13 protein-coding genes are annotated in these 13721 nt (G+C 65.6%); 5 read left to right on the forward strand and 8 right to left on the reverse strand.

What is annotated here, in order from left to right; all coding sequences use genetic code 11:
- Nucleotides 1-27 precede the first annotated feature (27 nt).
- Entirely contained in the window at nt 28-2217 is a 2190-nt protein-coding gene (gene cphA, locus Q0105_RS11940) for a cyanophycin synthetase (RefSeq protein WP_298212008.1), read from the reverse strand.
- Nucleotides 2218-2467: 250 nt separating this feature from the next.
- Between cphA and Q0105_RS11945 the strand changes: the two genes are divergently transcribed.
- The 3 genes from Q0105_RS11945 to Q0105_RS11955 all read left to right on the forward strand — a co-directional run bounded on the left by Q0105_RS11945 (nt 2468) and on the right by Q0105_RS11955 (nt 5965).
- Nucleotides 2468-4774 carry an ABC transporter ATP-binding protein gene (locus Q0105_RS11945; protein ID WP_298212010.1) on the forward strand — a complete coding sequence of 769 codons (2307 nt, stop codon included), beginning with the start codon at nt 2468-2470 and terminating at the stop codon, nt 4772-4774.
- Nucleotides 4775-4795: 21 nt separating this feature from the next.
- Entirely contained in the window at nt 4796-5290 is a 495-nt protein-coding gene (locus Q0105_RS11950; RefSeq protein ID WP_298212012.1) for a DUF1854 domain-containing protein, read from the forward strand.
- A 243-nt stretch (nt 5291-5533) separates the two neighbouring features.
- A complete protein-coding gene (locus tag Q0105_RS11955) occupies nt 5534-5965 on the forward strand; it encodes a hypothetical protein (protein WP_298212014.1) in 432 nt (143 codons plus the stop codon).
- A gap of 99 nt (nt 5966-6064) precedes the next feature.
- On the opposite strand, the gene Q0105_RS11960 is transcribed toward Q0105_RS11955, so the two are convergent.
- The 4 genes from Q0105_RS11960 to Q0105_RS11975 form a co-directional block, all read right to left on the reverse strand.
- Complete coding sequence (locus Q0105_RS11960) at nt 6065-6400, reverse strand: EF-hand domain-containing protein (RefSeq protein ID WP_298212040.1); 336 nt, start codon at nt 6398-6400, stop codon at nt 6065-6067.
- 66 nt (nt 6401-6466) lie between these two features.
- Nucleotides 6467-7387, reverse strand: coding sequence for a 5'-nucleotidase (locus Q0105_RS11965; RefSeq protein ID WP_298212017.1), 921 nt, complete (start codon nt 7385-7387; stop codon nt 6467-6469).
- 224 nt (nt 7388-7611) lie between these two features.
- Entirely contained in the window at nt 7612-8844 is a 1233-nt protein-coding gene (gene gspF, locus Q0105_RS11970) for a type II secretion system inner membrane protein GspF (protein WP_298212019.1), read from the reverse strand.
- Between the two features lie 121 nt (nt 8845-8965).
- A complete protein-coding gene (locus Q0105_RS11975; RefSeq protein WP_298212021.1) occupies nt 8966-10018 on the reverse strand; it encodes an LLM class flavin-dependent oxidoreductase in 1053 nt (350 codons plus the stop codon).
- A 200-nt stretch (nt 10019-10218) separates the two neighbouring features.
- On the opposite strand from Q0105_RS11975, the gene Q0105_RS11980 reads away from it, so the two are divergent.
- Nucleotides 10219-10704 carry a CZB domain-containing protein gene (locus Q0105_RS11980; protein ID WP_298212023.1) on the forward strand — a complete coding sequence of 162 codons (486 nt, stop codon included), beginning with the start codon at nt 10219-10221 and terminating at the stop codon, nt 10702-10704.
- An 8-nt stretch (nt 10705-10712) separates the two neighbouring features.
- Here the strand turns inward: Q0105_RS11980 and Q0105_RS11985 are convergent, their stop codons facing one another.
- A complete protein-coding gene (locus Q0105_RS11985; protein ID WP_298212025.1) occupies nt 10713-11612 on the reverse strand; it encodes a LysR substrate-binding domain-containing protein in 900 nt (299 codons plus the stop codon).
- A 124-nt stretch (nt 11613-11736) separates the two neighbouring features.
- Between Q0105_RS11985 and Q0105_RS11990 the strand changes: the two genes are divergently transcribed.
- The gene (locus Q0105_RS11990) at nt 11737-12435 is read left to right on the forward strand and encodes an NAD(P)H-dependent oxidoreductase (protein WP_298212028.1); all 699 of its coding nucleotides are present in this window, start codon (nt 11737-11739) and stop codon (nt 12433-12435) included.
- On the opposite strand, the gene ruvC is transcribed toward Q0105_RS11990, so the two are convergent.
- Together ruvC and Q0105_RS12000 are read right to left on the reverse strand one after the other, a co-directional pair.
- The gene (gene ruvC, locus Q0105_RS11995; RefSeq protein WP_298212030.1) at nt 12429-12977 is read right to left on the reverse strand and encodes a crossover junction endodeoxyribonuclease RuvC; all 549 of its coding nucleotides are present in this window, start codon (nt 12975-12977) and stop codon (nt 12429-12431) included. The genes Q0105_RS11990 and ruvC overlap by 7 nt on opposite strands.
- A gap of 232 nt (nt 12978-13209) precedes the next feature.
- Nucleotides 13210-13721 (reverse strand): phosphatidate cytidylyltransferase (locus Q0105_RS12000; protein ID WP_298212033.1); only part of this gene is annotated, 512 nt, incomplete at its 5' end.

Genomic DNA, 13721 nt, shown 5'->3' on the forward strand with positions numbered 1-13721 from the left:
CCGCGTTCCAGTCGAAGGCTTGTGTTGTCAGGCAGCCAGTTCGGGCTCGAAGGTCTTGATGCCCGCGCCGATCAGATCGGGGGCAATGTCCAGCGCCCAGGCGGTGCCCACGGCGGCCAGCAGGGCCTCGGTGTCGGGCACCACGGCGTTGCGGCCGAAGGTGAGGTCCGCCAGGGCGCCCAGCACATGCTCGGCGCTGCCCGTGGCCAGCACCACGCGGCCGTTCTTCACGAAGACGGCGCGGCCGTTGTCCTTGGCGCGGTGCTCAACAATGGCGGGCAGTGTGGCGTCTTGCGCATACAGCACCACGTCGCCGTCGGACAGCGGCGCCAGGTCGGCCACCTGGGCAATGGCGGCATTGAGCACGGCGGCGCCTTCGGCCAGCACCACGTCCACCTGGGTGCGCATTACCTTGGTCATCTGGTCCTGCTCGTGCACGTCGAACTCGGCCAGCGTTTCCACGCCGTCCATGTCGGTCACTACGCCCACCTGGCAGCGGTCGTAGGCGAGGCCGTCGCGCAGGATGGTGCGGGCGTCGCTTTCGATCACGGCGGCCTGCACCGTTTTGTTCATGAGCAGGCGGTGTGCGGCCTCCCAGTGGGCGCAGTCGGTGGCTTCCACGCGGCGGCGGTCCAGGAACAGGCCGTCGCGGCAGGCCAGGCCTGTGTGGTGCCCGCTCAGGTGCAGCAGCCAGGCCACCACGCGGGCAATGGTCGATGTATTGCGCGTGCCCGCAACGCCCACCAGGGGGATGCGGCCCACGGGGCCTTCGTCGTCGCCTTCCAGAGGGAACAGGTGCTCTGCAATGGCCTGGCCCACGGGGCGCGGCGCGCCCACGGCGGGCTTGAGGTGCATGAGCAGGCCGGGGCCTGCGTTCACTTCCACAATCGCGCCGCCCTGGGTGTGCAGGGGCTTGGAAATATCCCGCGCCACCATGTCGATGCCCGCGATATCGAGGCCCACCACCTTGGCGGCGAGCTGGGCGATGTAGGCCACCTCGGGGTGCACGTCGTCCGTGCAGTCCACGGCCACGTTGCCGTTGCGCTGCACCACCACCTGGCGGCCGGCGGCGGGCACGGAGCTGGCGTCCAGGTCCTGGCGCTTGAGTTCGAGCAGCACCTTGGTGTCGGTGGCCAGGTCGATGATCTCCAGCGGGTATTCCTCTTCATAGCCCCGGCGGGGGTCGGAGTTGAGCTGGCTGTCGATCAGCTCTTTGACGGTGGAGCGGCCGTTGCCGGTGATGCTGACCACCTCGCCGCGCGCGGCGGCCACCAGCTTGCCGCCCACCACCAGCAGTCGGTGTTCGTCGCCGGGGATGAAGCGCTCGACCATCACGTCGCTGCCCTCGGGGTAGGCCACGTGGTAGGCGGCTTCGATGTCTTCCTGTTTGCGCAAATCCAGTGTCACGCCCCGGCCGTGGTTGCCGTCTGAGGGCTTGACCACCACGGGCAGGCCGATGTCCTGGGCGGCTTCCCAGGCTTCGGCGGGGCTGTTGACCACCTGGCCTTCAGGGATGGGCACGCCGCAGGACTTGAGCAGGCCCTTGGTGAGGTCTTTGTCGCTGGCAATGCCTTCGGCGATGGCGCTGGTGAATTCGGTCTCGGCCGTCCAGATGCGGCGCTGGCTGGCGCCGTAGCCCAGTTGCACCAGGTTGCCGTCGTTCAGGCGGATGTGGGGGATGCCCCGGTCGGTGGCGGCGGTGACGATGCAGGCGGTGCTGGGGCCGAGGTACTGGTCGTCCACCTCGGTGCGCACACGGGCCACGGCGGCGGCCACGTCAAAGGGTTCGTCGTTGATGGCGGCCATGATGAGCGCATGGCCCTGGGCCAGCGCCACACGCGCCACGCTTTCGTCGCGGGCGCGGAACACCATGCGGTACACGCCGCGCTGGCTGGTGCTGCGGGTCTGGCCAAAGCCGGTGGGCATGCCCGCCAGGTTCAGTAGCTCGATCACGATGTGCTCCAGCACATGGCCGCACCAGGTGCCCTCCTGCAGGCGCTGCAGGAAACCGCCGCGCTCGCCCACGCCGCAGTGGTGCTCGATCAGCGCGGGCAGCCAGGTGGTGAGGCGGTCATTGAAGCCGGGGATCGTGTTGGAGGGGTAGTCCTCCAGCTCGCCCAGGTCCAGCCAGACTTCCAGGACCGGCCGGTAGGTCCAGATATTGGGGCCCCGCAGGTAGTTGATGCGAAGCAGTTGGATGTCGTTGAGTTTCGCCATGGATTGCAGCGGGTGTGTTCGCGGCCTTGTGAGGGCCTTGCTGGAGAAAAGGGGTCGAAAGGGGATTTTGCTGGACGATGATTGTGCGCCAGTCCGGGGCCTGTATGCACTGTACGCGGTGTCAGCCAAATGGCAGCCGCAGACGTTACAGGAGGATGCCGTCGCACCGTGGCGTGCAGTATCGGTGAGAATTCTTGCTTTCGCGAGTTTGGCCACCGCAGGCCGCCGGTGACGGAAATACCAACCAAAAATGCAACATCACCATTCTGTGGACGCCTCGGGTGTCTTGTCTGGCCCTGTGGGGGCTGATTTGCGGGCCATGCTCGCTTCCAAAGAGAACGTGCTGGCTGCCCTGCAGGTTGACCTGAGCGCCGCACTGCGGTTTGCCACCGGGTGGGTGGTGGTGACTTCCGAGCGGCTGCTGGCCTGCGAGCCGGGCACCACCACCTGGCACAGTTGGCCCCTGAGCGACGGCCTGGCCTTGCGCCTGCACGACCATGGAGGCGTGGGCTCGCTCGAGCTGCACGGCCCGGATGCCCGCCTGGCGCAGTGGCGCTTCACGCTGGCGCACCATGCACAGGCCCTGCGCCTGGTGCAGCGTTTCGAGCAGCAAAGCGCCCGTGGGGGGATTGCTGCCGACGAGGAGGACGAAGAGCCCGCCTGCCCCACCTGCCACACGCCCCTGCCGCCCGACACCGACGAATGCCCGGCCTGCGCCCGTGCCCAGCCCCCGCAGACCTCCACCTGGGTGCTGCTGCGCCTGTGGCGCTTCGCCCGCCCCTACCGCAAGCAGCTGGCGGCCGGGTTTGCGCTGACGCTGGCCTCCACCGCCGCTACGCTGGTGCCGCCTTACCTCACCATCCCGCTGATGGACGACATTCTGATCCCGTTCCAGAACGGCAAGCAGATCGAGCCCGGCCTGGTGCTGCTGTACCTGAGCGGACTGCTGCTGTCGGCCCTGGCGGCCTGGGGATTGAGCTGGGCGCGCACTTACATCCTGGCGCTGGTGTCCGAGCGCATCGGCGCCGACCTGCGCACCACCACCTATGAGCACCTCTTGCGCCTGTCGCTCGACTACTTTGGCGGCAAACGCACAGGCGACCTGATGGCGCGCATCGGCTCTGAGACCGACCGCATCAACGTTTTCCTGTCGCTGCACGCCCTGGATTTCGTGACCGACGTGCTCATGATCATGATGACGGCGGCCATCCTGTTCTCCATCAACCCCTGGCTGGCGCTGGTCACGCTGGTGCCGCTGCCCTTCATTGCCTGGATGATCCACACCGTGCGCGACCGCCTGCGCACCGGGTTTGAAAAAATCGACCGGGTGTGGAGCGAGGTGACCAACGTGCTGGCCGACACCATCCCCGGCATTCGCGTGGTCAAGGCCTTTGCCCAGGAAAAGCGCGAAGCCCAGCGTTTTCGCGATGCCAACCAGCACAACCTGGAAGTCAACGACAAGCTCAACAAGACCTGGTCGCTGTTCACCCCCACGGTGTCGCTGCTCACCGAAATCGGCCTGCTTGTGGTCTGGGGCTTCGGCATCTGGCTGGTCTCGCGCAACCAGATCACGGTGGGTGTGCTCACCGCCTTCATCGCCTACATCGGGCGCTTCTACAGCCGGCTGGATTCGATGAGCCGCATCGTCTCGGTCACGCAGAAGGCCGCCGCTGGTGCCAAGCGCATTTTTGACATCCTCGACCATGTAAGCAACGTGCCTGACCCCGCCCAGCCCGTCAAGGTGGACAAGGTACAGGGCGCCATCAGCATGCAGGGCGTGGGCTTTCGCTACGGCAGCCGTGCGGTCATCAAGGGGCTGGATCTCGACATCCGCCCTGGCGAGATGATCGGACTGGTGGGCCACAGCGGCTCGGGCAAGAGCACGCTGGTCAATCTGATCAGCCGCTTTTATGACGTGAGCGACGGCTCCATCCAGGTCGATGGCATCGACATCCGCCGCTTTGCGGTGGCCGATTACCGGCGCCACATCGGCCTGGTTCTGCAGGAGCCCTTTTTGTTCTTCGGCACCATCGCCGAGAACATCGCCTACGGCAAGCCCGAGGCCACGCGCGAAGAAATCATTGCCGCAGCGCGTGCCGCCCACGCGCACGAGTTCATTCTGCGCCTGCCGCACGGCTACGACTCGCTGGTGGGCGAGCGCGGCCAGGGCTTGTCGGGCGGCGAGCGCCAGCGCATCTCCATCGCGCGCGCCCTGCTGATCGACCCGCGCATCCTGATCCTGGACGAGGCCACCTCGGCCGTCGATACCGAGACGGAAAAGGAAATCCAGAAGGCCCTGGACAACCTGGTGCAGGGCCGCACCACCATTGCCATCGCCCACCGCCTGTCTACCCTGCGCAAGGCCGACCGCCTGGTGGTGATGGACCGTGGCGAGGTGGTGGAAGTGGGGCCGCACGACGAACTGATGGAAAAACAGGGCGCCTACTGGCGGCTCTATGAAGCCCAGGCGCGCCGCGCTGAGGAAGACGCCCAGGCCGCAGGCGTGATCATCGACAGCGGCCTGCTGCACCCGGCGCACCCCGCTGGCAATTCTTGAAAAGTTGTGAGCGACCTTGCCATGAACGCACCCCTGACCCCGTCGTCCACTCCTGTCTTCCAACTGGCCCGCAACCCGCATGGCCGCCTGGTTTTGACCCTGGCCGATGGCACGGCGCACGAAGGCGTCACGCCCGTGCGCGCTTTTCCGATCGCAGCGCCCGGCGAGGGGCTCTCGCTGGTGGGCTCCGATGGCCATGAACTGCTCTGGGTTCCCCGGCTGGAGGAGGTGGGTGGCCCTGCCCGGCAGCTCATCGACGAAGAGCTGGCGGTACGCGAGTTTGTGCCCACTATCGAAAAAATCGTTGCTGTATCTAGCTTTTCGACACCCAGCACCTGGGATGTGGAGACCGACCGAGGCCCGGCGCGACTGGTGCTGAAGGCCGAAGAGGACATCCGCCGCCTGGGTGGGCGCACGCGCCTTCTGATCGCCGGGGGCGATGGCATGCAGTTCCGCGTCAAGGACACCACGGCGCTCGACCGGCACTCGCGCCGCCTGCTCGAACGCTTTCTTTGAGGCGCTTGGGGGCAAGCCAACCCCCAAACCGCCCGTTTCCTCTCTCAGCCTTGGGTCGCCGCACCGCTCTTGTGCAGGGCGGGGGCGCATTCCTGCGCCTTGATGGGTGGGTTTTTGCAGGGGGAAACCCTAAATTTTGGTCAATCGGTGAAAAAGACCTAAATTTCCCCTTCTTTTTGCCGTAATGAATGTACGAAGAGTCCGAAAGACCCTCTGTACTTTTTTCAACTACGGGCCATTGCCATGCAAATGCCACCTGTCGATCGATCGCCGATTTGGCGTCCTCAGGGCGCTGATTTGTATTCCACTGGCGCTTCTGGTGCGCCCCCGGTGCGTCCCATCAACGCCCCCAACCCTGTCGAGTCCATGGACCGGATGGGTGAGGGCGCGATCGTGCGCGAGCCAGACAAGCCCTCCGCACCCGAGGCGCCGAACCGCGACTGGACGGAGGTCAAGAAAAAAGACACGGTCGAGGCACCGCCCGAGCCGCCCAAGGAGCCGATCTACAAGCAGTTGCTGGAACACATCCAGTCGATGTGGCGTGCCAGCAGCAGTGCCGTGGAGGTGGCGCAGGAAGTCAACAAAATGACCCTGCAGGAGCGCATGGCCCAGCAGGTCAAGAATGAGCCGCTGACCTACTCCGACCCGAAGGTCAAGCGCACGGGTGGGCTGTAGTCTCTTTTTGTGATTTTGCTATTAAAATAATAGCTATTTGTGCTTGATATATAAGCGCTAGAGGCATATTTCTTCTGTTTTTTACCGTGGCCTGCCTGCTCAGGGGCGGACTTCCGGCGCTTCGGGGGTGGCAGGGGGCACTGCCTGTGCAGCCGCAGCCGCTTTTTCCTTTTGCCGATCCCGCTGTGCCCGGGATTGGGCTGCAAAGGCGCGAACCTCCTCATACGACACATAGCCGTCACCGTCCGTGTCGGCCTGGTCAAAGGCGTTGGCCAGGCGGGGAAAGAGCTTGACCTCCGAGCGGCTGAGTCGGCCGTCGCCGTTGAAATCCAGCATCTTGAACTCGCGCTGGGCCTTGATTTCGCCCTTGGACAGCGGGGCCTGGGGCTCCTGCGCGGCGGCGGTGCCACTGCTACTAACCCAGAGGGCCGACAACACCAGCGCTAGCGCCAGCCGTGTGTGTGAAATGGGGGTGCGCAAAGCGTCGTGCTCCTTCGGCCCTCAGTCGCCTGTTGTCTTGAACGGGTTCGATATGCCGCTGTTCACATGGCCCGCGGGCACGTGGCGTGCGGCGGAGGCGACATGGCCGGTCTGGTCATCAAAGAAAAAGTCGGGCTCGAACTCGCGCAGAAACTCTCCCTTGGGCAGGCCGCCCAGGAACATGGCCTCGTCCACCGCGATGTTCCAGTCCATCAGCGTGCGGATGGCGCGTTCGTGGGCGGGGGCGCTGCGTGCGGTGACCAGGGCCGTGCGGATGCGCATGCCCGCCGCATCGCCCACGGACTGCAGGCGGTGCAAGGCGGCGAGCAGGGGCTTGAACGGACCGTCTGGCAGAGGCAGGGTGGCCTTGTCGGTTTCGTGCTGCTGAAAAGCCGCCAGCCCCTCGGCCTGGTACACACGCTCGGCCTCGTCAGAGAACAGCACGGCGTCGCCGTCAAAGGCAATGCGCACCTCGTCGGGGTTGGAGTCGCCCGCCTGCACCGATTCCGTCACCACCCGCGCGGCCGGGTAGCCCAGGTGCAGGGCCTCGCGCACATCTGCCTCGTTGGCCGACAGGAACAGGTGCGCGCCCAGGGGCCGCAGGTAGCGAAAGGGGTCGCGCCCCTGCGTGAACACGCCGCGCTGGATGGTCGGCAAACCATGGGCATGGCATGAGCGGAACACGCGCATGCCGCTTGCCGGGTCATTGCGCGAGAGCAGCACCACCTCTACCCGCTGGTGTTCGGAGGTGTTGAACGCGAGCAGCTTTCGCACCAGCGAGAACGCCACGCCGGGCGCGGCGGGCACGTCCAGGCGCTGGCGCTGCAGGTCTACGTAGGCGCGGTCATTGTCGTGCTCGAAGACGCGGTTTTCTTCTTCAAAATTGAACAGCGCCCGCGAGGAGATCGCCACCACCAGCTTGTCGTCCAGGGTCACAGCCATACGTTAGAGCGTGTTATGCACTTTTACGTGCCCGCGAAAGCCGGGGAAAGGCCCGGCAACCAGGCGCAGGACGCGCGGCGGTATACATACCGCAAGCGGCTTGCAACAACGTGGCCGGGCCTTTCCCCGGCTTTCCCGAAGGGTTGGGCTCACAGGCAAGCGCTGCGCCTTGCGATCACCAGCCTGTGAGCCCAACGCGGGTGCGTAAAAGTGCATAACACGCTCTACTTCACAAACTGATTCAGTTGGATGATGGGCAGCAACACCGCCAGCACGATCAGCATCACGATGAGGCCCATGGCCACTATGAGCAGAGGCTCCAGGATGGTGGCCAGCGCCATGGCGCGGCGCTGCACCTCGGCCGAGAGCTGGCGGGCTGCGCGCTGCAGCATCACCGGTAACTGGCCGGTCTGCTCGCCCAGGCGCGCAAACATCGACAGCAGGCCGGGAAAGCGCTTTTTCTGCGCCAGCGCCGAGGCCAGCGGGGCGCCTTCGCGCACCAGCACCAGCGCATCGAGCGCATCGGCGCGCAGGGCGCGGTTGTTCAGGGTTTCGGCGGCGGCCTGCAGGGCCTTGAGGATGGGCACACCCGCCCCCGACAGCATGGCCAGCGTGCCTGCAAACCGGGCCGCGTTGTAGCCGCGGGCCAGCTTGCCCACCAGCGGCAGGTTGAGCCAGGCGGCATCGAATTTCTCGCGAATATGGCCGATGGTGAGCGCCCAGCGTGCACCGATAGCTATCAAAATAAAAGCAATCAACAGCACCCAGCCGTAGTTGCGCACAAAAGCGCTGATGCCCAGCATGGCCACCGTCAGGAACGGCAACGCCCGCTTGGTGCCCGCGAACACACTGGCCACCTGGGGCACCACATAGCCCACCAGGAACAACACGATGACGATGGCCACGAGTGTGACGATGGCCGGGTACAGCGCCGCGCCCACCAGCTTGGCCTTGAGCGCCTGGCGCTCTTCCAGGTCGTCGGCCAGGCGCTCCAGCACCAGGCCCAGGTTGCCGCTGTGCTCGCCCGCGCCGATCACGGCACAGTAGATGTCGGAGAACTCGCGCGGGTGCTGCGACAGCGCACGGGCAAACGTGGCGCCCGCATTGACCTCGGCGCGCAGCGCGGCCACCAGGTGGCGCTGGCGTTCGTCGTCGGCCTCTTCCGACAGCGCCGTGAGCGCACGCTCCAGCGGCAGGCCCGACGACACCAGTCCGGCGATCTGGCGCGTCCAAATAGCCAGGGCCGTGGCGTTGAACACCGGGCGGGTGAAGAGGCGCTGGCCCAGGCTGGCCGTGCGGCCGTCCTGCGACTGGCCGGTCTGCACCAGCTCCACCGCCAGCGGCACCAGGGCCTGGGCCCGCAGCAGGCTGCGCGCCGCCTTGGCGGTGTCGGCCTCCATGAGGCCCTTGCGGGTCTGGCCCTGGGCGTCCAGGGCTTCAAAGGAAAAAGCGGGCATGCAGGATCGGGCGGTAAGGCGGTGGTGCCAAGGAATCACACAACAGGCGGATGCAGGCAAAAAAGCCCGGCAGCCCGTGATGGTAGCCGCTACCCGAGGCCGCTGGCCGGGCGGCGGTGCTTCAGGTGGGCGCAGGCTCGCCCATGGCCCCTATGGCCCCTATGGCGCCCATGGCACTGTGGGCCTGGGCCGCAATGTCCAGTGAGCGCAATCGCAGTGCAGGGTCGTACACATCACTCACCAGCATGAACTCGTCGGCCTCGGTGGCCTGGCTCAGCTGTGTGAGGCCGCTGCGCACGGTGTCCGGCCCGCCGATCACTGCGGCGGCCAGAAAGTCGCCGATGGCGGCGCGCTCTTGTGGCTGCAGGCGGGCGGCGTAGTTCTCGATGGGGGGCATCAGGCGGCTGCGGTCGCCGGTCAGGATGCCCAGCACCCGCTGGTAGGTGCTGCTGGCCAGGTACTCCGCTTCGTCATCGGTGGGGGCGGCGATCAGCGGCACGCCGATCACCACATAGGGCTTGGGCCAGGCGGCAGAGGGGCGGTACAGGCGGCGGTACAGGTCGATGGCCTGGTGCAGCAGGCGCGGCGCGAAGTGCGAGGCAAAGGCATAGGGCAGACCGCGCTCGGCCGCCAGTTGCGCAGAAAACAAGCTGGAGCCCAGCAGCCAGATCGGTACGTTGGTGCCCGCGCCGGGCATGGCGATCAGGCGCTGGCCCTGCTCGGCGGGGGCCAGCAGGCGCTGTAGCTCGGCCACGTCCTGCGGAAAGTCGTCGGCTGTTTCTACCCGGCTGCGGCGCAGCGCGCGCATGGTGGTGGGGTCGGTGCCGGGCGCGCGGCCCAGGCCCAGGTCGATGCGGCCGGGGTACAGCTCGGCCAGTGTGCCAAAGGCCTCCGCCACCACCAGCGGGGCATGGTTGGGCAGCATCACGCCGCCCGAGCCCACGCGGATGCGCGATGTGCCCCCGGCGATGTGGCCCACCAGCACGGAGGTGGCCGAGCTGGCGATGCCTGCCATGTTGTGGTGCTCGGCCAGCCAGTAGCGGGCAAAACCCAGGCGCTCGGCATGCTGGGCGGTGGCGAGGGCGATCTGCAGTGCATCGGCCACGGTGCCGCCCTCGCGGACGGCGACCAGATCAAGCATCGACAACGCAGGGCGGGGGGAGGTGGAGGTCATGGGCGGATTGTCCGGCGCGCGGTGCATTCGTGCTGGCGCCTTGGCAGAGCCGACAACAACCGAAGGGTCGCCCTCTGCAGTTTTTACCGAGTGGTGATTTTTTGGTAGCCAAAACCGCAGAGCCACCACAGAATGCTTACAAAATTTCCGTGCTGGCATGTTCCGGTGTGCGCGGACCAGTGGCCAATAAAAGGATTGTGATGGGTTTTTTCAGCCGTTTGTTCAAGATCAGGGAGCAGGACCCCGCCAGTCCTGACACCACCTGGGCCATGGAGGACAACGGCAGTGAACTGGTGCTGGACGCTGAGTACGCGGCCACGCTCATGGTTGAGATCGACATCGACGCTGCCATCACCAGCCACGAGCGCTGGCGCCTGCAGCTACAGGACATGGTCAATGGCCGCTCCAATGAGGTCATGCGGCCCGAGCGCATCTGCCAGAGTGACCGCTGTGACCTGGGCCGCTGGCTTCATGGCACGGGGCGCTTGCGCCTGGGCCATTACCCGGCGTTCGACATGCTGGTGGCCCGGCACAAATATTTTCACCAGCAGGCCGCCGATGTGGTGGCGCTGTTTCAGGCGGGCGAGCAGCAAAAAGCGGCGATGTTGCTCAACAGCAGCTGTCGGCATGCGTCCAACCAGGTGCTGTTGTTGCTCAAGGAGCTCAAGCGGGGGCTGGGGCGGTAACCGCGAAGCTAAGGCGTGATGACGCTGGCGGAGCTGTCGGCGCTGACTTGTATCAACCAGTTTTCCACGGCAGAAGCCGCGTCAGACAGAGGGTGTTGATCGGGTTTGATGACGTGGTACGACATGCCCTTGAGCGCCGGTTCGGCCACGACCTGCAAGAGCCCCAGGTGCAACTCCTCCTTGACCAACAGCAGGCTCAGCAGCGCTACCCCCTGGCCCGCGACGGTCGCCTGGATGGCATGGCTTTCCTCTGAATACCGGACACCAGCAGACAGGTCGGACGGTTCCCGGCCCGTGGCGCGTGCCCAGGCGCCCCACGACAGATCCACGGGCAGCGGATGATGGCAATCAAAATGGATCAGCGGCCATTGCGACGCATCCTTGTGCGCCATGGGCTGAAGGGCGGGGCTTGCGACAGGTGCGAAGCGGTCCTCCAGCAACAGCGTGGCGATGGTGCCCGCGTAGTGGCCGTGTCCGTACCGGATCGCCAGGTCCATGGTCCCCGCCTTCAGGTCCACGGGCGCATTCGACGCATGGACATGCAGATCGATATCGGGGTGTGCCGCCTGGAACGCGGCCAGCTTGGGCACCAGCCATTTGGTGGCGAAGGCGGGCGTGGCCGATAACGTCACCGACGCCCGGCGAGGCTGCCGCACTTGCTCGACGGCGGTGGCAATGGTGTGAAAGCCGCTGCTGACCGCTGCCAGCAAGGCCTGTCCGTCCGATGTCAGCTCGACAGCACGCACTTTGCGCACGAACAAAGGGCGGGCGAGGTGTTCCTCCAGCACGCGAATGCGGTGGCTGATTGCGGTGGCCGTTACGGCCAGCTCCTCTGCCGCTTTCTTGAAACTGCGCAGGCGTGCCGCCGCTTCAAAGGCGCGCAAGGCGGTGAGAGGGGGGAGTTGCATGGTCATCAATGATGAATGATTTCACATCATCTATTGCCTGATTAATCATCGTTTGTCGGGTGGAATTGCTCCAGCCAAACTTCGTGCAAGTGATTTTCTTTCATCTGTAAGGAGTAATTCAAGCATGACCATCACACTTTTGCACATCGACGCCAGCGCCCGCCCCGGCGGCTCCGACACGGAAGCCTTTGGGTCGCACAGTCGCCGGTTGACGGCGCGCTTTGTCCGGCAGTGGGCGGCACGGCACCCAGAGACGAAGGTGATCTATCGCGACGTTGGCCAGGAGCCTCCACCACCGGTCACTGGCGGCTGGATACATGCTGCCTTCACCCCCGACCCCCTGCGCGAGCCCTGGATGCATGAGGCGCTGCGGGCCAGCGACACTTTGATAGACGAGCTGCTTCAAGCCGACATCATCGTTGCTGGCGTGCCTATGTACAACTTCGGGCCGCCCGCGCCCTTCAAGGCCTACATAGACAACATCGTGCGCGTGGGGCGCACCTTTGGGTTCGACCGGAGCCGGGACGGCGAGCCCTACTGGCCGCTGCTGGCGGATGCGGGCAAGCGCCTAGTCATTCTGTCTTCAAGGGGTGACTACGGTTACCAGCCGGGCGGGCGCATGGCCGACCGCAACCATGTGGAAGCATCGGTTCGCGCGGCGTTCGCCTACATCGGCGTGACGGATGCCTACGGCGCAGCCGTCGAGTACGACGAGTTTGCCGACCAGCGGCTGGCCGACTCGATTCAGCAGGCAGAAACGGCGGTGGACGGACTGGTGGCGCAGCTGGCGGGGGCAAAGCAGGTCACGCAGGCCGCTCAATAACTGCGCCCACCCTTGTACATCGCATGCTGGCGCCGACTCAGCGTGGCGGCCTCGCCCAGCCGCGCCATGGCAACCCCTGCATGTGCATGGGTGATGGCCATGCCCAGGCCGTCTGCTGCATCGGTGCCGGGCAAACCGGGCAGGCTGAGCAGGCGGCGCACCATCTCCTGCACCTGGCTCTTGGCGGCGCGGCCGTGGCCGACCACGGCTTTTTTCATCTGCAGCGCGGTGTATTCGGCCACGGGCAGGTTGCTGGCCACCAGGGCCGTGATGGCGGCGCCGCGCGCCTGGCCGAGCAGCAGGGTGGATTGCGGGTTGACGTTGACGAACACGATCTCCACCGAGGCCACGTCGGGCTCGTAGCGCGCCGCAACTTCGGTAATGCCGTCGAACAAAATCTTCAGCCGCCCCGGCAAATCGCCCAGCGCCAGCGTGGTGGTGCGGATGGTGCCGCTGGCCACATAGCTGAGTTTGTGGCCATGCACGTCCACCACGCCAAAACCGGTGGTCTGCAGGCCGGGGTCGATACCAAGAATGCGCATTTGCTATTAATTTTATAGCTGCTTGCGCTTGATGGTAAAGCGCTAGCGGCCAATTTTCCTGATTAGTGATCTACCTCAGGCTTCACACCCACGACCCGTTCGGGCTGAGCCCTTCGACGGGCTCAGGACAGGCCTGTCGAAGCCGGGGCTTGCCGCGTGCGTGCAAGGCTTCGACAGGCTCAGCCCGAACGGATTGGGGGGACTGAGGCATGTGCATAGTCAGGCAATTTTGCTAAAGACCGAAGTACCAGCGCACCGAATGGAAGAACACCGGTGCCGCAAAACACAACGCGTCCACCCGGTCCAGCAGGCCGCCCGCGCCGGTGACCGACATGCCCTGCATGCCCCAGCTGGTGACGCCCCGGTCGCGCTTCAAAGCCTTCATCACCAGATGCCCCAGGCTGCCCGCCGTGCAGGCCAGCAGCGCCATGCCCAGCGCCTGGCCGGGCTTGAAGGGGGTGATGAACGACAACAACCCGCCCGCCAGGCCGCCCGCCGCCACACCGGCCAGCCAACTCGTCCACTGAAAACTCTGGCTTACCTGCGGCGCCACGGGTTTGCGCGGAAAGTGCTGCCCCAAGAGGTGCTGCACCAGCATGCAGGTCTGCACCACGAACACGAGGAAGAACACCAAAAAGGCGCCTTTGCCTTCGTAGCCCGGAAAGTCGAGCAGCAGCAGCGCGGGCACATGGCTCATGCCGTACACGCAGACCATGATGCCCCACTGCAGCTTGGCATTGCGCT

The sequence above is a fragment of the Acidovorax sp. genome (genome assembly GCF_027492855.1).
GTDB lineage: Bacteria > Pseudomonadota > Gammaproteobacteria > Burkholderiales > Burkholderiaceae_C > Acidovorax.